The organism is Vibrio sp. E14, from assembly GCF_020515785.1.
GTDB lineage: Bacteria > Pseudomonadota > Gammaproteobacteria > Enterobacterales > Vibrionaceae > Vibrio > Vibrio diabolicus.
In genome coordinates this window covers 265,662-289,735 of sequence record NZ_JAHPJI010000003.1, presented here as the reverse complement: position 1 = coordinate 289,735, position 24,074 = coordinate 265,662, and the positions used below count along the sequence as shown (strand labels likewise).

At 45.5% G+C, this 24,074-nt stretch carries 15 protein-coding genes; 8 read left to right on the top strand and 7 right to left on the bottom strand.

What is annotated here, in order from left to right; translation table 11 throughout:
• Positions 1-11: 11 nt before the first annotated feature.
• Positions 12-2,465 (bottom strand): glycogen/starch/alpha-glucan phosphorylase, encoded by a 2,454-nt coding sequence (locus tag LIX84_RS10745; RefSeq protein ID WP_226421279.1) that lies wholly within the window; start codon positions 2,463-2,465, stop codon positions 12-14.
• 735 nt (positions 2,466-3,200) lie between these two features.
• On the opposite strand from LIX84_RS10745, the gene malT reads away from it, so the two are divergent.
• From malT to sstT, 7 genes are all read left to right on the top strand, one after another.
• On the top strand, positions 3,201-5,909 hold the full coding sequence (gene malT / locus LIX84_RS10740; RefSeq protein WP_226421278.1) for an HTH-type transcriptional regulator MalT: 2,709 nt from the start codon (positions 3,201-3,203) through the stop codon (positions 5,907-5,909).
• A 581-nt stretch (positions 5,910-6,490) separates the two neighbouring features.
• Positions 6,491-7,408: a DUF368 domain-containing protein gene (locus LIX84_RS10735; protein WP_031780580.1), complete on the top strand. Its 918-nt coding sequence runs from the start codon at positions 6,491-6,493 to the stop codon at positions 7,406-7,408.
• Between the two features lie 251 nt (positions 7,409-7,659).
• Positions 7,660-8,085, top strand: coding sequence for a hypothetical protein (locus LIX84_RS10730; protein ID WP_048625440.1), 426 nt, complete (start codon positions 7,660-7,662; stop codon positions 8,083-8,085).
• A 9-nt stretch (positions 8,086-8,094) separates the two neighbouring features.
• Positions 8,095-8,709, top strand: a complete 615-nt coding sequence (locus tag LIX84_RS10725; RefSeq protein ID WP_006740812.1) for an SCO family protein — start codon at positions 8,095-8,097, stop codon at positions 8,707-8,709.
• Positions 8,699-9,007 carry a PTS transporter subunit EIIB gene (locus LIX84_RS10720; protein ID WP_046875700.1) on the top strand — a complete coding sequence of 103 codons (309 nt, stop codon included), beginning with the start codon at positions 8,699-8,701 and terminating at the stop codon, positions 9,005-9,007. Before LIX84_RS10725 ends, LIX84_RS10720 begins: the two co-directional genes overlap by 11 nt.
• A 275-nt stretch (positions 9,008-9,282) precedes the next feature.
• Positions 9,283-10,359: a ribosome small subunit-dependent GTPase A gene (rsgA, locus tag LIX84_RS10715; RefSeq protein WP_226421277.1), complete on the top strand. Its 1,077-nt coding sequence runs from the start codon at positions 9,283-9,285 to the stop codon at positions 10,357-10,359.
• A 357-nt stretch (positions 10,360-10,716) separates the two neighbouring features.
• Positions 10,717-11,934 carry a serine/threonine transporter SstT gene (gene sstT, locus LIX84_RS10710; protein ID WP_005396770.1) on the top strand — a complete coding sequence of 406 codons (1,218 nt, stop codon included), beginning with the start codon at positions 10,717-10,719 and terminating at the stop codon, positions 11,932-11,934.
• 71 nt (positions 11,935-12,005) lie between these two features.
• On the opposite strand, the gene pdxY is transcribed toward sstT, so the two are convergent.
• From pdxY to LIX84_RS10680, 6 genes are all read right to left on the bottom strand, one after another.
• On the bottom strand, positions 12,006-12,875 hold the full coding sequence (gene pdxY, locus LIX84_RS10705) for a pyridoxal kinase PdxY (protein ID WP_226421276.1): 870 nt from the start codon (positions 12,873-12,875) through the stop codon (positions 12,006-12,008).
• Positions 12,876-12,976: 101 nt separating this feature from the next.
• Positions 12,977-13,165, bottom strand: coding sequence for an AbrB/MazE/SpoVT family DNA-binding domain-containing protein (locus LIX84_RS10700; protein WP_005396772.1), 189 nt, complete (start codon positions 13,163-13,165; stop codon positions 12,977-12,979).
• 147 nt (positions 13,166-13,312) lie between these two features.
• Complete coding sequence (gene potE, locus LIX84_RS10695) at positions 13,313-14,623, bottom strand: putrescine-ornithine antiporter (protein WP_226421275.1); 1,311 nt, start codon at positions 14,621-14,623, stop codon at positions 13,313-13,315.
• A 61-nt stretch (positions 14,624-14,684) separates the two neighbouring features.
• On the bottom strand, positions 14,685-16,865 hold the full coding sequence (gene speF, locus LIX84_RS10690; RefSeq protein ID WP_226421274.1) for an ornithine decarboxylase SpeF: 2,181 nt from the start codon (positions 16,863-16,865) through the stop codon (positions 14,685-14,687).
• Positions 16,866-17,271: 406 nt separating this feature from the next.
• Positions 17,272-17,718, bottom strand: coding sequence for a helix-turn-helix transcriptional regulator (locus LIX84_RS10685; protein WP_031780583.1), 447 nt, complete (start codon positions 17,716-17,718; stop codon positions 17,272-17,274).
• Positions 17,719-18,257: 539 nt separating this feature from the next.
• Positions 18,258-19,454 (bottom strand): tetratricopeptide repeat protein, encoded by a 1,197-nt coding sequence (locus LIX84_RS10680; RefSeq protein WP_046875696.1) that lies wholly within the window; start codon positions 19,452-19,454, stop codon positions 18,258-18,260.
• A 546-nt stretch (positions 19,455-20,000) separates the two neighbouring features.
• On the opposite strand from LIX84_RS10680, the gene pulA reads away from it, so the two are divergent.
• Positions 20,001-23,990: a pullulanase-type alpha-1,6-glucosidase gene (pulA, locus tag LIX84_RS10675; protein WP_226421273.1), complete on the top strand. Its 3,990-nt coding sequence runs from the start codon at positions 20,001-20,003 to the stop codon at positions 23,988-23,990.
• The last annotated feature ends 84 nt before the right edge of the window (positions 23,991-24,074 follow it).

Sequence of the window (24,074 nt, the reverse complement as noted above, 5' to 3'; positions counted from 1 at the left end):
ACTCTGTTCTATTAACGGTGAACCGCTTTTAGTTTCCAGATGTTGTTCACATAGTCGCGAATTGAGCGATCTGAGGTGAACTTGCCGACAAGGGCGGTATTAAGAATGGCTTTCTTCGCCCAGCCAGCTTGGTCTTTGTATTGTTCGCTCATGTCTTCGTGCGCTTTCACGTAAGATGCGAAGTCCGCAAGACATAAGTACGGGTCACCACCATCTAGTAGGCTGTCGTACGTTGCACGCAGTAAGCCTGGTTGACCTGGAGTGAATTCTTCACCCAGTAGTAGGTCCATAGACGCTTTGAGTAGATGATCCGCATTGTAGTAATCAAATGGGTTGTAACCTTGAGCTTTCAGCGCTTTCACACCTTCAACGTCTAGACCGAAGATGTAGATGTTCTCATCGCCTACTTCTTCACGAATCTCAACGTTAGCACCATCCATCGTACCGATCGTTAGGGCACCGTTAAGCGCCATCTTCATGTTACCAGTACCTGATGCTTCTTTACCCGCAAGTGAAATTTGTTGTGATACGTCCGCCGCAGGAATAATAATTTCAGCCATGCTCACGCGGTAATCAGGAATGAAGACCACTTTCAGCTTGTTGCCGATGCGAGGGTCGCTGTTCACTTTCTCAGCAATTTTGTTAATAGCGAAAATGATTTCTTTCGCTAGGTGGTAACCCGGTGCCGCTTTCGCTGCGAAGAACACAACGCGAGGCACACATTCGAAGCCTGGTTCGTTAATAATGCGATGGTACAGAGACAGTACGTGTAGAAGGTCTAAGTGCTGACGCTTGTACTCGTGCAGACGCTTGATTTGAACATCGAAGATCGCATTAGTATCGAGTTCGATACCCATGTTCTCTTTCACCCAGTTAGCTAGGCGTTCTTTGTTCTCTTTCTTCACTGCCATGAATTCTTTCTGGAATTTCTCGTCAGTGGCGTACTTAGCGATGCCTTCTAGTTGCTCTAGTTTCGCTGGCCATTCTGGACCGACTTTCTCTGTGATTAGCTTAGAAAGACCTGGGTTACAGAACTTCAACCAACGACGTGGCGTAATACCGTTCGTTACGTTGTGTAGACGTGTTGGGTACATTTCGTGGAACTCTGGGAATAGGTCTTTCTTAACCAATTCAGAGTGAAGTGCCGCTACACCGTTTACTGCGTATGAGCCAATTACACATAGGTTTGCCATGCGAACCATGCGGTGGAAACCTTCTTCGATGATAGAAAGCTTCTGTTGTTTTGCGACATCACCCGGCCACATTGCACGTACGTCTTGTAGGAAGCGGTGGTTGATCTCGTAAATGATCTCCATGTGACGTGGTAGTAGGTGCTGAATTAGCGACTCCGGCCATGTCTCTAGTGCTTCTGGAAGTAGCGTGTGGTTTGTGTACGCGAAGGTTTGAGAGCTGATTTCCCAAGCCGCTTCCCAAGTTAGACCTTTTTCGTCCATCAGGATGCGCATTAGCTCAGGAATCGCAATCGTTGGGTGCGTATCGTTAAGCTGGATAGTCTCTTGCTTCGGTAGATCCGCTAGCGAGTAGCCAGCTGCTTCGTGGCGACGTAGGATGTCACGTACAGACGCAGCTGAGTGGAAGTACTGTTGCATTAGACGAAGTGTTTTACCTTTCTCGTGGTTGTCATTCGGGTAAAGCACTTTAGTGATGTTGCCTGCGTCGATCAGTGCGTGCTGCGCTTCGAAGTAGTCACCGTTGTTAAAACTTGCTAGCGAGAACGGTGCAATTGCCTGACATTCCCAAAGACGTAGCGGGTAAACCGTGTCTGATTCGTAACCTACGATTGGTAGATCCCAAGGCATTGCTCTTACAGACATGCCAGGAACCCATTTGCGAACTTCTTTACCGTTCTCGTTAACCACTTCAACGTGACCGTAGAAACCGATCTCTTGTGCAAGTTCTGGACGAGCAATTTCCCAAGGGTAGCCTTCTACACCACGCCATGCGTCAGGTGCTTCTTGCTGGCGACCATCTTTGAAAGACTGTTTGAACAAACCGTATTCGTAGTGCAAGCCGTAACCGACGGTTGGGAATTCTTGTGCCGCACATGAATCCATGAAACATGCCGCTAGACGACCAAGACCACCGTTACCCAATGATGGGTCACGTTCTTCTTCTAGCAGGTCAGTTAGGTTGTAACCCAGTTCAGCCATTGCTTCTGTTACTTGTTCGTACAGACCCATGCTGATTAGGTTGTTACCCGTCAAACGACCGATAAGGAACTCTAGAGAAAGGTAGTTAACGCTCTTCGCACTTTTAATGCGTGGATCTTCTTCAGTAGCAAGCAAATCTAAAGTAGTGAACTCAGCCAGTGCATGACCCATTGCTAGGTACCAAGCGCGGCTGTCTGCGTTTTCAATCGTGTGAGCGTAAGTTACAGATAGGTGTTTCTTTACGCTTTCTTGGAACGACTTCTTGTCAAATTGTTTTTGTTGAGTAGGTTTCATTACGAAATTCTCACGTCTTTTGGTAATTCATCTGCCATACATCGTGCATTTACCTCTGTGAATAAACATCCTCCTAATTCTCCTCCTTTGAAGGAGGAGGGCTGAGGGCGTAGAGGAGGTACCATTGCTAGGTTAGTGATCCAAATCTCAACAAAGTGAGCTTTGCTCCAGTTCTTAGTGATTTTGATCACAATGGAATATGAGAAAGGTTAAAACCCGTTCATGACGCTTTTTATAGCCCACTCATCTGATGATGTGAAAATTGTAATATTGGTCACATTAACTTGGTTAACATGGAAAGATTTTTCATAATCGATGTGCAACGAGATCTTAATACACTCGACACAAAAGATATTTAAGTGACAAGAATCACAAATAAAGGGCGTAGTTGATGGTAAATCCATCAACCCTTGAGAATTAGGAAGTGGATCAAAGTAACGGACATTTCTGATGTCGTAACATCCCACACGGCTCACAGGATTGTACGCTTTCTATACAAACTAGAATTAGGCGGTGTGAGTTATTTCTAGTTTTCGCTAGCTTTTATATCTAAGTGATCGTATGGAATGGTTTTTCAGACGGATGCAAGCCCCAACAAGAGGCGACATCAACCGGCATTCAAGCAGTTTTTGATGCTGATGACATCATTCAGTAAGACGAAGCTTTCGAGGGGGCCTTACTGAAATGATCACGTCGCAATCACTTGGGTATACATAAATAAGGACATAATTACTAATGTGGATTCCATCTAAGCTTACTCGACCAGGACGCCTGCACAATGCCATCGTGCGCCCACGAGTGTTGGACTTACTACAGCAAGCGCCTTACTACAAATTGGTTTTATTCCGCTCCCCTGCAGGTTACGGAAAAACCACCATGGCAGCGCAGTGGCTATCCGATAAACCAAACGTCGGTTGGTACAGCATTGATGACAGCGATAACGACGGCTTTCGTTTTGTGAACTACCTGCTTCAAGCATTAAACAAAGCCACCAACTTCAGTTGCTCTAACGCACAAAAACTGGCGGAAAAACGCCAGATCTCTTCTCTACGTTCTTTATTCAGCGAAGTGTTCGCGGAAATGGCTGATTTTCATCAAGAGTGCTATGTGGTGCTTGATGACTATCACTTGATCACCAACGATGAAATTCATGAATCCATGCGTTTCTTCTTAAAACACATGCCAGACAACCTCACCGTTGTGGTAACAAGTCGTGCAGCGCCGCCTCTGGGTACTGCAAACTTACGTGTTCGTGATTTAATGATCGAAATCGGCAACGAGATGTTGGCGTTCGATACCGAAGAAACGACTCGTTTCTTTAATCAGCGTATTGCCGATGGCATCGACGAAGACATGGCAAACAGCCTCAGAACCTATGTGGAAGGTTGGCCATCGGCGATGCAGTTGATCGCGTTGCAAGCGCAACATCAAAACCGTACATTGGCACAAACCGTAGAGTCGGTATCGCAGTTCAATCACGCGCATTTGTGGGATTACCTGGTCGAAGAAGTATTTGACCTACTCGATCACGAAACTCGTCATTTCTTGATGCAAGTTTCCGTGCTTGACCATTTCAATGATGAGTTGGTGTTTGCCCTCACCCAACGCGAAGATGCGCTTGGTTTGATCGAATCATTAAACCGCTACGGCTTATTCATTTACCCGCTCGAAGGGGAGCAAAACTGGTTCCGATTCCATAACTTATTTGGTGAGTTTTTGTCTCATGAGCGCCAAGCGCGTATTCCTCAGCAAGAAAAAGATCTCCACCGCAATGCAGCTGTTGCCTGGTTACAACAAAAAGCACCGCACCAAGCGATTCACCATGCACAAAAGTCGAACGATAAAGACTTGGTGGTAGAAATTCTAAACGAATTCGGCTGGCAGATGTTTAACCAAGGCGAGCTCAGCACACTGGAAAGCTCAATTAATAAGTTGGATGCTGAGCTTCTGTTCAGCCACCCAAAACTTACAATGCTCCGAGCTTGGTTGGCTCAAAGTCAACACCGTTATAACCAAGTAGGCCACTTGCTTGAAGAAGCGGAAGAGGAGCATAAAAAGCGTAACATTGAGTTAGATATTCATTATCAAGGTCAAGCAAACGCGCTGCTTGCTCAAGTGGCTATCAACAGCAACCAGCCAGAGAAAGCACTCGAATTAGCGGAGCTAGCACTTAGCCAACTTGATAACACGATTTACCGTAGCCGCATTGTGGCAACTTCGGTTGTTGGCGAAGTTAACCACGTGCTAGGTAAACTCGACCGCGCGTTACCGATGATGCAACAAACCGAAAAATTGGCGCGTCAGTACCAAGTTTACCACCAAGCGTTATGGGCGATTTTACAACAAAGCGAGATTTTGATTGCGCAAGGTTACGTACAAGCCGCCTTTGAGCTGCAAGATTCCGCATTCCGCCTGATTGAAGATCAGCAACTTCAACATGTTCCTCTGCACGAGTTTTTGCTGCGTATTCGAGCGCAAGTGCTTTGGTGCTGGAACCGACTTGATGAAGCAGAAGAATGTGCCTACCGAGGTCTACAAATTCTCGAAAACCATTCGCCAAGTAAGCACTTACACAGCTACTCGATGCTGGCGCGTATTGCGGTTGGCCGTGGCGAGCTAGACAAAGCCGGTAAATTCATTGAGCACATTCAACATTTGATGAAGCAGTCGACTTACCACGTAGATTGGACAGCAAACGCCTCACTATCGTTGATCCTGTTTTGGCAAGCGCGCGGGAATACCGATGCAATGCAAGAATGGCTCAACACTGCAGTTCGTCCTGAATCGGCATGCAACCACTTTTCACAATTGCAATGGCGCAACATTGCACGAGCGCACATCAACTTAGGTCAATATATCGAAGCGCGCGCAGCATTGGATTTCCTCCAAAGTGAAGCTCGTCGAACCAACCTGATCACAGATACTAATCGCAACTTAGTGGTCGAAGCAGTGTTTGCTGCTCGCCAAAAAGACGAAGAGCAAGCAAAAGCATTACTAAAAGAAGCGTTAGTGATGACAAACCAGACGGGGATGGTAGGTAATTTCCTCATTGATGGCGCCACCATTGGCGGGCTACTGGAGAAGTTAAGCCTACGCCATGAGTTAGGCGATCTAGAACGTCACCGCGCTCAACAATTGATGAAGGATATTTCGTCCAATCAGCGCAGCCGCTCTATTCACTTTGATGAAGACTTCATTGAGAAGCTGGTAAACCACCCTAACGTACCTGAACTGGTTCGCACAAGCCCACTGACTCAACGTGAGTGGCAGGTGCTTGGTTTGATTTATTCTGGTTTCAGTAATGAGCAAATCGCGCAAGAGCTTGATGTGGCAGGCACCACGATTAAAACCCACATTCGCAACTTGTACCAAAAGCTCAATATCGCCAATCGTAAAGAGGCCATTGTGACAGCTGAAAATTTACTCCAGTTGATGGGGTACTGATCAGCTCAAGAAAACAGATTAAAACCTAAAGTGAAATACAAGGGGTTGGCGTGATGCGTCAGCCCTTTTTTATGAGTCTAGAACGAGGGAAGTGCAATTTGCAAAGCACGTAAGCAACGTTGTTCATATAAAAAAAATAGCCAACCGCAATAATCGCGATTGGCTTATATTTAGTGTGAACAAATTGTATTCACTAACAACGTCAGTTGGCTAGGTGACCCTCGGCTTAAGAAGGGTCGAGCAGTATTATGCATTAATCATGCCAAAATGCAAAGACTTATTTTTGGGCACAGGATCTCATATAAAGTGAATTTGTCTATATAAAATATAGCAAAACGCAAATTAAATTATCAAATTGCATTTGCATAATGCAACAAACGTAGCCATTGATAGTACAGTTAATCATCTCAATAATGTAAACCAAATATTAAGATATCGTTGTATTTGAATCACCTCATAACCTGTAACAAAAATAAGCAATTACTTGGATATACAACCCAGTAGCTACAGCACTATTTCATACTTTTTTCGTCGCAATGTTTGTATACTCTGTGCCATCGAAACGACTTAGCATTAGAGCAATGAACTACTTAATTACTTTCTTCAAAGGAATCGCCATGGGCGCAGCAGATGTTGTTCCTGGCGTATCAGGCGGCACCATCGCGTTTATCACCGGCATTTACGATACGCTGCTTGAGAGCATTCGACGCATTAACCCATCACTTTTCTCTATTTGGCGAAAAAAAGGGGTTAAAGCCGCCTTTAATCACATCAACGGTTTCTTCCTTATCGCTCTGTTTGCCGGTATTTTCACCAGCATTGCTACGCTAGCAAAGTTGATCACTTGGCTTCTTGACACACACCCGATCCCACTTTGGTCATTTTTCTTTGGTCTGATTTTGGTATCGGTCTATCACATTATTCGTCAGGTTGAACAACGTGATCTTATCCGCTTTGTGACTCTACTTGTTGGTGTCGGGTTTGCTTACAGCATCACCGTGCTTAAACCTCTGCACATGGAACCAACAGCCATTAACACATTGTTCGCTGGGGCTATCGCGATTTGCGCGATGATCTTACCGGGCATCTCTGGCAGCTTTATCTTGTTATTGATTGGGATGTATGCGCCAGTATTAGCCGCCGTGAAAGGCTTCCAAGTCGATACATTGGCGCTGTTTTTGTCAGGTTGTGTGATTGGTTTGCTGTCCTTTTCGCATCTATTGTCGTGGTTACTACGCAAGTTCCGCGATTTCACTCTGATGTTTTTGACTGGATTAATGATTGGTACGTTGCCAAAGATTTGGCCTTGGAAAGAAACCATCACTTGGCGCACCAATTCAAAGGGTGAGCAAGTGCCCTTGCTACAGCACAACCTATCACCATTTGAATTTGAACACGTGACGTCACAACCTTCTCAGTTAGTGCTTGCCGTTGTGATGATGCTTGCTGCCATTGTGCTGGTTTTGAGCCTCGAAAAATTTGCAGATTCAGACAAGTAACTGCGGTATCGAATCAATACGGAATCAACAAACAAGAACGGAGCCAATTGGCTTCGTTCTTGTTTGTTGGCAAAGAGAAAATCATCGCAATTGAAAATCTTTATGGGCTTGATTCAACAACCCCTACACCGCGCGGTTATTTTGATCTCTGTCATCGAGGCACAACGCACAATTTATCTAGGCCATGAGTTGGCGAATGACGCTTCTGTGCTACGATGCAGGTAATGTTAAGTGATAAATGCTGAACCTTAATGAAAGTGTTACAAATCGCCGCTGTTTCAGCCGCACTGGTTGCGGGATTTTATGCCCCAACTTTACTAAAAAGCTTTTCTTCATCCACTCCGATCAAACCGATAGATGAGTATTGCTTTCTCTCTACTGCCTCGTGCGTTCAAGAGAATGTTACGATGACGCTCAACGCAGATACTGCTCAACCCTTGGTCCCTACTACTCTGAATGTTGAGTGGCACACAAGCGATGCTGAGCAACTCGTCCTAAGCCTTTCAGGAAGAGAAATGGAGATGGGAGAACCCAAGTTTTTACTGAAGCAAGTCGCTCCCGGTCGATATCAAGGTGACATCATTCTGCCGGTTTGCACTCAAGACGCCATGACCTGGGTTGGTGAACTCAGTGATGGAGAGAGTACCGTTTACCCTGCTATAAAAATGCAAAGATAAGGAATCGTTATGAGCCGCAATTGGTCCCTATTTCTCGTAGTTGCTTTCGCCCTCGGGTTTGGCGTAAAAAGCTATTTAGATAATCAGAAAACGAAGCCAGAGCAAGTGGATAGTTCCACCTCTCAACAAACGGTATTGTTTGGGGAAAATAACCAAGCCGTCAATATCTTCGATGTGAATGACCCTCGCATTCGAGTCGTCTATTTTGGTTTTACTCGCTGCCCAGATGTTTGCCCAACTTCGCTTGCTATGCTGGCAGGAGCCCTAAATCAGATCGATGAAGCGCAAAAAGCGCAACTGCGCCCAATGTTCATTTCTTTAGATCCAGAGCGTGATGAGGCCGATGCCTCGGCGAAATATGCCCATTACTTCCATCCAATGATTGAAGGCCTATCGGCACCGCTTGATGTAACCACACCTTTGGCACACAACTATGGTGTTATTTTCCGCAAAACCGAATTGGAAGGCTCGGAGCTCAAATACACGCTTGATCACAGCTCTTACTTTTACTTCTTGAAGCCGGATGGCACGTTAATCACCAAGGTACCGCATACACTCTCGCCGGCACCGATTGTTGAAGCCATTTCAAAACTGACGACTGAAGGCTCCTCAAATGACAGTTAAGTCAGTGCTGAAACAGTTTTTCAGTTTCCTAACTCAAACCAACCCCAATGTCGAACAAGACGTCGATACGATCATTGACGCCATTGGGGGGATAGAAAACCTGCTAGAAACTGGAGCATGCGCGACTCGGCTACGTCTTACCCTCAGAACGACGTCCATCATAGATAAAAATGCACTCAAAAATCATGGCGCACATGGCGTCGTGATACTGGATGAGCGTCATGTCCAAATCATATACGGCTTAAAAGCCAACACGTATTCGCAGATAATGGAAGAGCGCATCAACAAACAAAGCTAATATTTTCGCAGTATAGCTACCCTCTAAGATAAAGGGCGGCTATACTCTCTTGGCTTAATTAATTCACTTATTTATTAACCAACGAAGAGGACAAATGATGATTGTATTGAATAACACTAACTGGGCATCGCAAGGGTAACCCTAACCGCACCAATTGCGTGGCATAGCCACAATTCCCCTTCTCTGCCCGGTCTTCACCGGGGTCAACTCTATCCGAATTAGACCCTAATGCGATTTGTATTAAGGCGCTTTTTTGCGTCTGGGATAATTCAACAATGAATCAAACACATACTTTTTGTGACACATTAATTTCAACTTCAAACCCACTAAAACGATTGGGTTGGAAACCATTTTTTCAGCAACAACTGACACTAGACGATTACGACGACACTATCTTTGCACGTGTGATTGCGCATCACCGAAGTGGTTACCTATTGGCGACAGAAACGGGGCAAGTCCACCTCAATGCCCACCACTCTCTACCCAATATGACCGTCGGAGACTGGGTTATCTTAAATGACGATCAGCAATTTGTTCGCTTACTGGATCGCTTGAGCCTCTTTAGCCGCAAAGCAGCAGGCAGCAAAGTGGCAGAGCAGCTCATCGCCGCAAATGTGGATACCGTTTTTATCGTCTGTTCCCTTAACGACGACTTCAATTTAAGTCGTATTGAACGCTATCTCGCCTTGGCTCATGAAGCCGAAGTCGAACCCGTCATCGTGCTTTCCAAAGCCGATTTGTGTGGCAACATTGATGAACTAAAAAGCCAAGTACAGAAGCTCGACCCTCTATTAGTCATAGAGACAGTCAACGGCTTAGAAACAGAGAGTGCTTCTAAACTCATGAGCTGGTGCGAAAAAGGACAAACCGTCGCTTTTATCGGTTCTTCAGGCGTTGGCAAATCAACTCTTGTGAATGCATTACTCGGGCAGCAAGAACAGGCGACTGGGCATATTCGTGAAGACGATAGCAAAGGGCGACATACAACCACATCGCGCTCTATCCATCTATTACCTGATGGCGGCATCTTGATTGATACTCCGGGAATGCGCGAGCTTCAACTAGCAGACTGCGAAGTGGGCGTCAGTGAGGCATTTTCTGACATTGAGGCTCTCGCTCAGCGTTGTCGCTTTGGTGATTGCCAGCATCAAACTGAGCCGGGTTGCGCAGTTCAAGCTGCGATTGAAAATGGCAAACTGGAGGTTCGTCGTTTCAATAACTATCAAAAACTATTGCGAGAACAAGCCTTTAACGGCGCGACTTTGGCAGAACAAAGAGCTCAAAGTCGACAGTTCGGGAAACTCACTCGAAATGCCATGAGTGATAAGCGCAGGCGCCAACAAAGTTATTGATTTGTTACGTTTGAGTTGTCAATAAAATCAAAGGAGACGAAAGTCTCCTTTTTAACAACTTTATTAAAAACCATTACTCATAACTAATGATAATTTTCAACATAAAAATCTTATTTAAATAACATTGAGCAAACATTTAATCCAAAAACAAACTAAAACTAGACACAAAATATTACCAAGCTAAGATATGTGATATTCAGCAAGAAAATGGCTGAATTTATAAAAACAGGATAATTGATAATCATGTGTCTTAGTGACCAGAAGCAATGCTCACCCCTTGCAATACAAGGGCATTATCGCCGTGTAATGATGGACTATTGCCCTGCTCGCTCTGGCATAAAATTGCAGGAATGATGTATGCAACACAACAGCCTCGTTGCCCGATTTGCTCGTGGTAACCTCGTCGTCCAGATCCTTGTCGGTATTGTCTTTGGTATTTTGCTCGCCACAATTTCCCCAAGCCATGCCGAAAGTGCAGGATTAATTGGTAGCCTTTTTGTTGGTGCTCTTAAAGCGATCGCGCCAATCCTTGTGTTTATTTTGGTTGCCGCTTCAATTGCGAACCAAAAGAAAAACCAGCACACGTACATGCGTCCAATCGTTGTACTGTACCTGATGGGTACGTTCTTCGCGGCGCTATCAGCAGTGGTTCTAAGCTTCCTTTTCCCGACCAATTTAACGCTTGTCACCGGCGCTGAAGGTGCAACGCCGCCTCAAGGTATTGCTGAAATTCTACGCACACTGTTGTTTAAACTGGTCGACAACCCAGTAAACGCACTGGTAGAAGCAAACTACATCGGCATTCTTGCTTGGGGTGTGGGTCTGGGTCTTGCGCTACACCACGCATCTGCAACAACGAAAGCCGTGTTTGAAGATCTCAGCCACAGCGTGTCTCACATTGTTCGCTTTATCATTCGTCTTGCACCATTTGGTATCTTTGGTCTGGTTGCTTCAACGTTCGCAACAACAGGCTTTAGCGCACTAGCAAGCTACGCACACCTTCTGGCGGTTCTTCTTGGCGCTATGATGATCATCGCACTTGTTGTAAACCCTGCGATCGTGTTCGTTAAAACTAAGCAAAACCCTTACCCACTTGTATTCCGTTGCCTACGTGAAAGTGGTGTAACCGCGTTCTTCACTCGTTCAAGTGCGGCGAATATCCCAGTAAACATGGCACTATGTGAGAAGCTAAAACTGGACGAAGATACGTACTCAGTATCTATCCCACTAGGTGCGACCATTAACATGGCTGGTGCTGCAATCACTATCACAACGCTAACGCTTGCAGCTGTACACACTATGGGTATTGAAGTTGATCTACTGACTGCGCTACTGCTAAGTATTGTGGCTGCGGTTTCTGCATGTGGCGCATCAGGTGTTGCAGGTGGCTCGCTACTACTTATCCCACTTGCGTGTGGTCTGTTTGGTATCTCAAACGACGTAGCAATGCAGGTTGTAGCGGTTGGCTTCATCATCGGCGTGATTCAAGACTCTGCTGAAACTGCACTAAACAGTTCAACAGACGTTGTCTTCACAGCAGCAGTTTGTAAATCAGAACAGCAAAAAGCTCAGTAAGACTGACAGAACAAATAGAAAGGGGAGCCGATGATGGCTCCCCTTTTTATATACTAATTATTTGCGCTCAATTACGCGGTGGCCAGAGCCACCTCTTTAATTGAGAAATGCTTACTTGGCTCAACAAACTCTTGCTGTGCCGCGATAGTTTGCAGCTCCCACTCCCCTGCATGGTAAGTGGCGCTTAATACCCCGTAACACGCGTCATGGCAGTGTTGGAAAGCTTGTTTAGGAGACCAGCCCTTCAATAATCCAGCGGTGAAGATAGCCGAAATAAGATCGCCTACCCCCACAGGTTGTTTGGCAAACTCAAACTGAGGGCGCTTCGCTAAGTAAATGCCTTCTTGCGTTGCCAGTAACATGTTGAAGCTGCCATTCTCTAGGCAGTAAAGGTGCTTCACTAGCACTATTTTTGGACCTTTCGCTAGTGCACGTTGGCATGCCGTGATCGCATCGTCTAACGAGTGGATTTCCATCTCTGCAAATTGGCTTAGCTCGAACTGGTTAGGCACGATCACATCTGCCATTGGCATCAGACGGTTTAACAAGTTTTCTGCAATACCCGGCGCCACAATACAGCCTTTGTCTGGCGCGCCCATCACAGGGTCGCAAACATAAAGTGCCTTCGGGTTCGCTTGCCTCACCTTCGTCACGGTTTCTTCAACAGCAAGGCACTGCTCTGCGCTGCCTTGGTAGCCCGTCAACACCGCTTGGCACTTTTCCAATGCACCGATGTTACTAAGACCACGAACTAACTCGCTGATGTCTTCAGCCGCAAACGCTCGCCCAGTCCAGCCTTCTTGATACTGCGTGTGGTTAGAAAATTGAACGGTATGAATCGGCCATACTTCGAAGCCCATGCGTTGCATTGGGAAAACGGCACTGCTGTTACCAGCATGACCAAAAGAAACATGAGATTGTATAGAGAGGATACCTTGCATAGTACCTTACCTCTTATTGTTGTTATCGATAGTTCAAAGACAGCGGCAAGCGCCAGTTTTGCGAAACCAGTAGTGTATCCGACAAACCAAGATTCTCTAACTCAATTCTCGTTAACTTCTTCAGAGTAAGTTGGAGCGCTGGTTTTCAACACCATCTTCTTGATTTCCATTTTGTCTTTATTCAGTGCGATTTCTAGGGTATCTCCTTCCCTTATCCCGAGTTGAGTCAGGATTACGCTTGGAATGACTACGGCGGTATCGTCACCGATTTTAACAGGTTGACTTATCATCTTTCGTCCTCCAAATGTCGAAAATGAGTTTTCACATCATTGGATATTTATTCCCAAGAGCCTTGTTCTGACTTGGGCTTGGCATAAGCGCCTAAAAACAAAGAGCCTTCCACACCGCGTTTGGGAAGGCTCTTTCATTATTATTTTTTAATTTGCTAAAGGCTCATGCTTGGCAGCAATCAGACCGTAAGCACTCCAGCCTAGGAAGGTGACGATTGAGCCCCACATCATCGCTTCGTAGCCAGAACCATATAGCGCGTAGAAGCTGTATAGGGAACCAATCAGAGCGATAATGTTGGTGGTTTTCATCTCGCGCTCTGGCACGTGCGCCACTTGCTGCATGATGAAAATTGCGCCCATACATAGGATGTAAGGAATAACGTTCGTTACTACCGCTAGGTTAACCAGCGCTTCGAACTGCTCGTTCAGCGTTGGAGAAATAGTCATTAAAGACAGCACCGATTGGATAACCGTGATGGCCACCATACCTTTGATTGGCGTACCACGTTTGTCCACTTGAGAGAACAATTTAGGGAAGAAGCCCGCATCAGAAGATGATTTGAACACTGACGCGATAGTGAACTGCCAACCTAATAGAGAACCCGCACAAGCCAATACCGCCATACCAGCAACCGCTTTACCTGCTGCTGAGCCAAGCATCACAGACCATACGGTTGAGAATGGTGCGGTAGAAGCGGCAAGCTCAGAGTTTGCAACGATACCAGAACAGATGTTTGTCGATACGATGTAAACTACAGCAGCAATCAACGTACCGCCTAGCACTGCGATTGGTACGTTCTTCTCTGGGTTTTCTACCGCTTCTGAGTTCGCACAGGCCGATTCAAGACCAAGAAACGCCCATAGTGTCATGGCAATAGAAGCACTCACAGCTTCACCAAATGGCAAGCTGTGTGGGTTCCAAGCTTCAATGTACATGGTTGGGTTAAACCAGAACCAACCAACAATACCTAGCGAACATACCGGCAGGATCACACCCCATACGGTGAAGATACCGATTTGGCCTGTAATTTTCGCGCCACCGAAGTTAGCGAAAGTACAAATCCAAAGAATGGCGATGGTGTACAAACAGGTTTCGACCGGAGATAAGGTCACTTCAAAAAATGCGGAGCCGTAACCCACACAGGTAATCGCGATCGCAATGTTCGCAATAAGGAGTGACAAACCGTAAGTCCAGCCCGCCATAAACGCACCAGATTTACCGAATGCGTAAGACGCGTAACCGTTCATACCACCGTCACGTTTACTAAAGCGACCACATTTTGCAAACACATAAGCCAACGCCAAAGAGCCCGCCGCCGTGATCAGCCAAGACAACACAGAAATGGTGCCCACTTGCGCCAGTTTACTTGGCAGCATGATGATACCGGAGCCGGCCATGTTGATGAATGTCAGAATGGTTAACTGCACCACCGACATTTTTTTAGTTTCAGTACTCATAAATTATTCTCCACGAATAAGCGGTTCGCACCGACGCCGGAGCGTGGTGCGAACGGGTAGATTAATCTTTTAGGACATAGCAATGTGCGGTAGTGCGACCGTCGACATCTTCAAGGTACACACCTTGAATTTCTGGCGCGAAGCCTGGGAAGCGGTTGATGCCTTCTTCTAGAGATAAGAAGTAATCCACCACCTGTTGAGTCCAAATTTCACCAGTGATCACACAGATGATGCCTGGAGGGTAAGGTAGTGCACCTTCGGCGGCTACGCGGCCGACGGCCTCTTTAAGTGGTAGGTAATCGCATTCACCACGGAAGTATTTGCGTGTTGCCACGTCTGGTTTATGAACCATTTGTGGGAAGTATTCACTGCGGAACATCGCTTTTTGTAGCTGTTTCACGTTCAGCTCTTTGTACATGTCATGCATTTCCTGACATAGCTGACGGATGGTGTAACCACGGTAGCGCTCTTTGTTCGCTTCGTAGACGCCTGGTAGCACGATACTGAGAGGTGCATCATCACGAATGAATTTTTCAAATCGGTTGATTTGCGCGACAAGGTGACGGATCTTACCCATATCTTCGGCAGGAGTGAGTAGGAACAAGATGGAGTTCAAGTCACACTTCTCAGGGATGATGCCGTTTTCGCGAAGGAAGTTCGCCAATAGCGTTGCCGGAATACCGAAATCTGCGTAGCTGCCGTCTTCGGCAATACCTGCCGTGGTTAGCAACAATTTACATGGGTCAACAAAGTATTGACCTTCACCATAACCTTCAAACTTGTGCCAGTTTGCATCTGGCTCAAACATGAAGAACTTCTTATTGGTCGCGATCACATCAGTGTCGTAGCTGCCCCAAGGTTGACCTTCAATTTCATTTGGAATGAACGGGCGAATTAACTCACAACTTTTGAGAATTTCTTTACGCGCTTCGATACCTGTCTTAACCGCGTCGCTCCATAAACGTAAGCCTGCTTCACCATCGTGGATCTTCGCGTTCACATCCAATGCAGCAAACAACGCATAGAACGGAGATGTCGATGCGTGCATCATAAACGCGTTGTTAAAGCGTTTGTGATTGCAGTAACGAGCTTGGCCTTTGATATGGCGGTCTTTTTTGTGGATTTGCGATGTTTGAGAGAAGCCAGCTTGTTGCTTGTGAACAGACTGAGTCACGATCACACCCGCATCTTCTGGTTTCAGATCCAGTAGCAGTGGCGAACAGTCTTTCATCATAGGGATGAACTGCTCATAGCCTACCCATGCCGAGTCAAACAAGATGTAGTCACAAAGGTGGCCAATCTTATCCATGACGTAACGAGCGTTATAAATTGTACCGTCGTAAGTACCCAACTGGATGATGGCCAGGCGGAACGGACGTTCATCTCGTGCACGCTCTGGAGATACTTTCGCGATTTGAGCACGAATATACTCTTCATCGAAACAGTGCTCATCCATACCACCAATGAAGCCCCAAGGGTTACGCGCCGTTTCTAGGTAAACTGGCATACCACCCGCTTGGATTAACGCGCCGTGGTGATTCGACTTGTGGTTGTTACGGTCGAACAATACCAAATCGCCTTCAGTTACTAGCGCGTTACACACCACTTTGTTTGAAGCAGAAGTACCGTTGAGTACGAAGTAAGTTTTGTCAGCGTTAAATACTTTTGCAGCGTGTGTTTGCGCTTGATGTGCAGAACCTTCGTGGATCAGTAAGTCACCTAAGTCTACGTCCGCGTTACACAAGTCACTACGGAATAAGTTTTCGCCAAAGAAATCGTAGAATTGTTTACCAGCAGGGTGTTTTTTGAAGAACTGACCACCTTGGTGTCCCGGACAGTCAAACGCCGAATTACCCATCTCAACGTAGTGCGTTAATTGCTTAAAGAAAGGAGGGAGCAGACGACACTCATATTTAGTCACGGCTTCATTAATTTGACGGCAGTAGTAATCGATAGATTGTCTTTCTAAATCAATAACACCCGTTAACCAAACGTAATCTTCTGCTGAAACTGGAGTTTCATCGGTCACTAAGAAAACAGGAATTCCGTACCCTGTTTCCGAAATCATTCTATGAAGACCCGCTTTAATGTCTGCTGACGTAATAATAGCTGCACCAACGTCGGTTAATTCAACTTGTTCTAAAGGCAGTAAGTGACGATTAAATTGTTCATCTAAAGATTCAGCTAATAAGCTAAAGTCTTCAGGCATATAATTACTAACACCTATAATTAAACGTTTCATTTGAAATATCTCTTTTTTCTTTAAAAATGACAAGGACAGATATTACAAACGAAATATTTATTTAAAATTCAAATTACAAATTTCGTGATTAAATTTTCATATTTAAAAGACTTATCTTATCGAATTAAAATTTAGAGACTTTCATCACTTTCCAATTTCTATCTCAATGATATTGAAACACACCTAAAAGGAAAGAAACTTCAATAATTATGTGACAACACCCATTATTAAAAAGAAGGTTATTATAAGAAAATAAAGTTTTGAGATTTCCATCACTATATAATAAGTTAAATTATATTATTGCAGTTTAAAACACTCCAGTTTTAACTAAATTTAAACACATAATAAAAGAGCCATCAACACATGTATTGATGGCTCTTTACTTTGGATATAAAGAAAAAACAACTTAATTGAATAAATGACTATCTAGCTTGACTCCACCATTCGACCATTGTTGATAACGCTTTACAGACATGCCTGACGAGTACATGGTATGTTTACAATCCATACACTCAACAAAATACAACCCACTCATTCCTGCCATAACGTGCAGCCTTCGGCTATCGCAGCGCTTGCAGGACAGGCGCTTTACTTTGGTGTTGACGTCAATACGCCGAGCAAAGTTTAACGTTTCGTGAGAGCATAAAGCGTCAACAGCACTATCTTTAAAAGGATGCTCACTAAGTAAATAATTAATGGCGTAATCGTACACCGGAGGGATTGAAGATTTTCCACTTTCAATATTACTTATCTTAGCAACGGAAACGCCTAATAAAGAAGCGAACTCAGCCTTACTGTACTCTAAGATAAATCTTGAAGAGATGAATTTATCTGCACTAATGATTCTCAACATACACAAATCTCTAATAGAAATAAAAACAGAGCAAACTAATTCGCTCCATTTCTGCTGAAACATGTAATGAAAAAGTTACTTCCTAGTGTAATTCTGCATATTATCTATGCTATTTTATTTGTACGTCATCTTGCGCCTAATTAATTATAAAATCAATAATCCATGCATAAATATAAAAACACAATTTAAGATTTATAATAAATTTTTTAATTTACATTATTAGATAAAGTAATGAATACTATTCACCTATTACTCTGGGCATCAAGTATTGCTCTTCAATCATTATTGCTATCAATTGAAGAGACTTGATTTGAGCCCAACAGGAGAAGTAGATAAAGAGGGAAATCCCTCTATTTGAAGATAAACATATCCCGCCTTAGCGAAGTACTAAAAATGTGTTGAAAAATCGCATAAATAGTATGCAATCCAGTAAATAAATCGCTTAGATAAGTTTACACTCTGTAATTGTGATCGACAGAGATACTGAGACAGAAAGGCAAAAGAAAAGCCTCAATTATGAGGCTTATGGATAAGATAAATTATGGTTGAAGGAAATTCTGCGTGAAATCGAGCGCCTCTTTAGAGAGCTTTTTTTCGGTGGACGATGTGGTTGTCTGTCCCTCCGTCGTTGCGGTCGTCATGTCAGGCTGGAAGTTCGGCGCCGATGCTTCATCCCATGCGTTAGCATCGTCTTTATTTTCGTCACTCAACACCGCGTTAAGCTCCTCCTCTGCAGGAAAATACGCTTCGCGTTTGTACACCTTGTTCAGCGCCCGAATAATGGAATGCTTTCTCACCATCCCTGACGCAAGCTTTCTTTGCAACGGTTTCGCTATGGATTGCAATCCAACGACGACATCAACACCAATATTGGTTGCCACTTCGTCACGCAACGTACGCGCTGGCTGATACCCCATATTGGCAGCAAGAAACAACCAAACATAAGCAATCGCATTGCCTGTTTTACCTTTGTCCTTCCACGCTTCGCCAGCATGATACATCGCCTCGGCGCTACCACCTTCTGCGGCTCTTTCAAGCCAATAGCAGCCTTTGACCATGCTTTTTTCTGTACCAACACCATTTAGATAACATAAGCCAACTTGGATCTTTCCGTCCGCACTGTCTTTTTCAGCCGCTTTCATAAACCAATAAAGCGCATCTGCACTGCGTCCTGCACTATTGTCTGGTGAAAGTTGCCATTCACCCATGTAAAGCATGGCATCAATGCAGCCTTCTTCGGCTGCAGTTTCAATCAGTTGGTTACCTTTGGGAATATTTTTTTCCGTTCCGCGACCAAAAACCAACGCTTTGCCTGTCGCAAATTTCGCTTCGGTATCCCCTTCCATTCCGGCAATGGCGGTACGCCAAAAGTTTGCCTGCTCTTTTAAAATCACATCTTCACGCATGCGCTCACTCAAGCGAACAATACCGTACATTCCCGTCACATTGTCCAACTTAGCGGCTTTATCATACCAATACAGCGCTTGACGAATGTTGTCCTTCTCAGCTTCTTTCGCTAGAAATAAAATGGTGGGGATATGCCCGGTTTCTGCTTTGAACTCACGCTCTTTACGCTCTTGCTCTCGCGCTTTTTGCATCGCCTTTCGATAAGCGGCTTCGCGAGCTTTCCTCTCTGCCTCGAGTCTCTGTTTCCGCATCGACAACGAGATCATCCACACAAATATCAGGACGAGTGAAAGGCCAGTTGCCGCAATGGCAATGCCCATACTACTCATAAATAGCCTCTTTTGGTTTCAGGGCCCAATTCATCTCCCTCTCAGGGAAATCTTAAGATCACGCGCCGACATAACGCCGACTACCTTCATTATATAACGACCACTTAGCGAAAATCTGAAGCTTGCCAAGACTTAATGGCGGTATTTTATTCAATATCACTGCAACTTATTTTTAATTAAAAAATATCACTGCGATTTTTATAGAACTTAATCACGGTTTTGGGGCTGAGATATTCTCCTCCCCTATCATCCCCCCTTGCTCCTCCTATAAAAATTTACATTTTAATGATGTGCAGAAGCTCTCACTATGCGTCTGTTTTATTATTTAATTTGTGAACAAAATCGACTGTGACAGAAAATTTTCACTTGTAAAAAACTTAACTGCCTGCTCTCACATTTTGCTGATGATTCAGTGTATTAGCATCTAGTTGAACATTTCCTTTTTCGGCATCTGCCTTTCTAGCGTGTGCGAAACCTTCTTGATGACTGAGTCAGCGAAGGCAGCGCGCAGCTCAATATCAATTCAATAACAATGGATTTGTAAACGTGGACAATAAGACATTTAAATTATCAACAATTGCCAAAACCGTACTGCCTTTGATTTCCGTCGCAGTCATCAGCGGTTGTGGTAGTGATAGCACGAACGAAGATACGACGAACCCAGGCTCAGGCTTGTACCCTGCGGGAGAGAACGAGGTCGTCATTTATTACAAACGCGATGTGGCGTCCGCTTCAACGGCCAGCGACTACGAAGGTTGGGGCTTGCACCTGTGGAACGGTGAAGGCTGTACCAGCACAGATTTAGACGCAATGGGCATTCCTGGCACAGGAACGGATTGGTCGGCACCGCATCCATTCGATGGCATCAACGACACCTACGGTGCTTACTACGTACTGAAAGTGAACCCAGATGCCTCTGACCCACACGAATGCATGAACTTCATTCTGCACAAAGGTGATGAGAAAGCATTCGGCAGTGCAAACTCAAAAGTAGAGCTGACGAAAATCGGCGAATCTAAAGGGTTGTTTGGCTTCCACGGCAGCAGTGAACTTTACTACGAGCCAATCGAAGAACGCCCTGTTGATATTGATGGTCAAAAAGCGCATTGGCTAGATGCCAACACCATCGCGTGGGAAGCGGCGGCCAATGCGGATTCCATGAAGCTGTTCTACAGCCTCAGCAACGACATTAAAATGGATGAAGACAAGCAAATCTCCGGTGGCACAGCGGTTGAGTTGACGAAAGCAGGTGATTTATCTGATGGTCTGAAATCACGCTTCCGTCACCTTGCTAGCCTCCAAGCTGCAGGCATTGATGTCGATGACGCGACCCTACGCACGATCCTGAAGTCACAAATCGTTATGGTAGCTTACAACGCAAATGGTGACGTCATTTCTGCAACTGAAGTGCAAAAACCGGGGGTTCTTGATGCAGTATTTGCCGATTCCGAGGCTGGTAACGCGATTGGTCAAGAACTCGGCGCGATTGTGGAAGGCGGTGCCGCAACCTTCAAACTATGGGCACCAACTGCCCAAGATGTTGATCTGATAATCTACGATGAAAACTTAGCAGAAGAAGCGACCGTTGCCATGACGGAAGACCCAGCAACAGGTATCTGGGTTTCTGAGGCACAAAGCAACGTCGTTAACAAATACTATCGCTACCAAGTTAAGGTATACCACCCAACAACTGGCGTCGTTGAAACGCGTTTGGTAACAGACCCATATTCAATGAGCTTGTCTAAAAACTCACGATACTCGCAAGTGGTTGATTTAGATGATCCAAGCTTAATGCCTCAAGATTGGAAAAACTACGCACGCCCAACGGTTAAAAAAGACGAAGACCACGTCCTTTACGAGTCACACATTCGTGATTTCAGCTTTAACGACAGCAAAGGCACGCCAAGTCTTGATGGCAAATATCTTGCCCTTACAGAATCTGAGCGTGAGTCTGTTTCTCACTTACAAGCCTTAAAAGATGCAGGCCTAACAACGCTGCATATCCTGCCAGCATTTGATATTGCAACCGTGGATGAAGACGCTGACCAGCGAGTCGATATCACCGACACCGTGGGTAAACTTTGTGGCATCAAGCCAGAAGCCTCCATTTGTGAGACCGAAGATGACGGCAAAGTGATTGAAGAGGTATTAAACAGCTACGACCCAACAACGGGCAAAGCACAAGCGTTGATGAACGATCTTCGCATGCTAGACAGCTTCAACTGGGGTTACGACCCATACCACTACACCGTGCCAGAAGGCAGTTATGCGACCGATCCTAACGGGTCTAAGCGTATTCTTGAGTTCCGCGAAATGGTTCAAGCGACGCATAAAATGGATCTGAAACTGGTCATGGACGTCGTGTACAACCACACAAATGCATCTGGTGTGAACGAAAAATCAGTACTGGATAAGATTGTCCCTGGGTACTACCACCGCCTAAACGTCAACACTGGCGGCGTAGAAAACTCAACCTGTTGTGATAACACCGCCACCGAAAACCTAATGATGGGTAAACTGATGGTTGACTCATTGATGGTGTGGGCGGATGACTATAAAGTCGATGGTTTCCGTTTTGACCTTATGGGCCACCAGCCGAAAGATGTCATGGTTTACGCACTTGAAAAAGTCCGTGAAATTGATCCGAATACTTTATTCTACGGCGAAGGCTGGGACTTCGGTGAAGTCGCGCAAAACGCTCGCTTCGATCAAGCTACACAAGTCAACATGGCGGGGACAGAAATCGGTACTTTCTCTGATCGTCTGCGTGACGCAGTTCGTGGCGGAAGCCCGTTTGATGGCGGTGTAGATTCAGAAGGTAAGCACCCGCTTCGCTTCAACCAAGGCTTTGGTAACGCTGCTTACCCGAACGAAGAAACTAAAACTGATGCAGAATCTGTGAATGGCCGCCTACACAACCAAGATCTGGTTCGTCTAGGTATGGCTGGTAACTTAGCTGACTACGTCCTTCTGGATTACAAAGGCGAAACCAAACTTGGTAAGAATGTTGATTACAATGGTGCTCCAGCAGGCTACACAAAAGTGCCATCAGAGAACATTTCCTACGTGTCTAAGCACGATAACCAAACGCTGTGGGACAACAACGCTTACAAGATTGCGACAGGTACTTCATCTGCTGAGCGAGCACGAATGCAGTCTGTATCACTATCAACGGTGATGCTAGGTCAAGGTATTCCGTTCATTCACATGGGTTCTGAGCTATTGCGCTCTAAGTCAATGCAGCGTGACTCGTACGATTCTGGTGACTGGTTCAACCGTGTATTCTTCGATGGAAGCGACAATAACTGGAACGTTGGTCTACCACGTGAAGACAAAGACGGTGCAAACTGGGAGTTGATCAAAACCATCGTCGGTGACAGCACGGCGAAACCAGACTCAACGGACATCGAGCTGACGAAGCAACAATTCCTAGAGCTACTAAAAATCCGTAGTACAAGCGAACTGTTCCGCTTAGACACCGCGCAAGAAGTGATGAATCGTGTTGATTTCCGCAACGTGGGCCAAGACCAAGTAGAAGGCTTGATTGTGATGTCTATCGACGATGGCACATCAGCAGGTGCCGATTTGGATTCGAACTACGATGCTATCGTGGCCGTTGTTAACTCAACATCAACTGAGAAATCTTTCAAAGTTGCTGGCGCAACTGGTTTCGAGCTGCATGAAGTTCAACAAAACTCTGCGGATGACATCGTGAAAGGTGCAAGCTTCGCCAATGAAACGTTCACAGTACCAGCACTGACAACAGCGGTATTCGTGCAGCCACAAAACGGCACGCAAGGTGCTGGCCTACCAGTAAACACGGATAACAAAGACGTATCGAGCATTCCTCCTTACGGCGAAACTGTGGTTTACGTGAAAGGCACGATGAACGAGTGGTCTGATAGCAGTGACTGGGCGATGACCTTTATTGGCAACGGCATGTACTCTGTAACTGGCGTTCTTGAAGCAGGTGAACACGAGTTCAAATTTGCGGACTCAGGATGGGCAAATCCAAACATCGGTTGTGATGCTGCAGATTTGGCTTCTGGCTCACTAGACTTAGGCTCTGCGGGGAACTGTACGTTGTCTGTCGCTGAAACTGGTAAGTACAACTTCACTCTGAACGCGTTACATGTTCAAGATGAAAGCGTAGAAAAACCTGTCGTTTCAGTGACGAAGTCAGCAGATGCACCAACGTTCGGTGAAACAGCACTTTACCTACGTGGCACTATCACCACATGGGATACTCCAGCGCAAGACTCAACTGCGAAGTTCAGCTATGTAGCAAATGACGTTTACTCGCTAGACATTGACCTAGCGGCGGGCAACTACGAGATGAAAGTTGCGAGCGCAGACTGGGCAGCAGACACCAACTTCGGTGGCGAAGGCAGTGTTGAGCTTGGTAAAGCGCTGACGATGGAAGTCGGTAGCGGTAGTGCAAACCTGAAAATTGCGATTGCAGAAGCGGGAAATTACAACTTCCACTTCAACGCGGCTGACAAGTCGGCGCCAATCGTGACGGTAACGAAAAACTAGTTTCATTTAAAAACATCCGTAATGAAAAAGGGGAAGCATCACGCTTCCCCTTTGTTTTGTTGGCGTCACTAAATGGTGGATACC